We start from the raw sequence: 263 nt of genomic DNA on the forward strand, positions 1-263 counted from the left end.
GCGGTTTTCGAAACCGCCCCCTTCAGCCAGACTTGGGTATTCCTCCGCGTTCAAATGGAGCCTATCGGATTTGAACCGATGACCTCCTGCGTGCGGGGCAGGCGCTCTCCCAGCTGAGCTAAGGCCCCGTATAGAGTGATCGGGAAGACAGGATTTGAACCTGCGACCTCACGGACCCGAACCGTGTGCTCTACCAAGCTGAGCTACTTCCCGTCATTTGTTTATTTTCCCTTGCGACAATTCATATTTTATATGAACCTTTT

At 52.5% G+C, this 263-nt stretch carries 2 tRNA genes; both read right to left on the reverse strand.

What is annotated here, in order from left to right:
• Nucleotides 1–55 precede the first annotated feature (55 nt).
• Nucleotides 56–128: transfer RNA gene (locus tag DSM465_RS0105145), tRNA-Ala, on the reverse strand.
• Between the two features lie 11 nt (nucleotides 129–139).
• Nucleotides 140–213, reverse strand: a tRNA-Pro gene (locus tag DSM465_RS0105150).
• Between the last annotated feature and the right edge of the window lie 50 nt (nucleotides 214–263).

It is taken from the genome of Geobacillus thermodenitrificans subsp. thermodenitrificans DSM 465 (assembly GCF_000496575.1).
In the GTDB taxonomy this organism is placed as follows: domain Bacteria; phylum Bacillota; class Bacilli; order Bacillales; family Anoxybacillaceae; genus Geobacillus; species Geobacillus thermodenitrificans.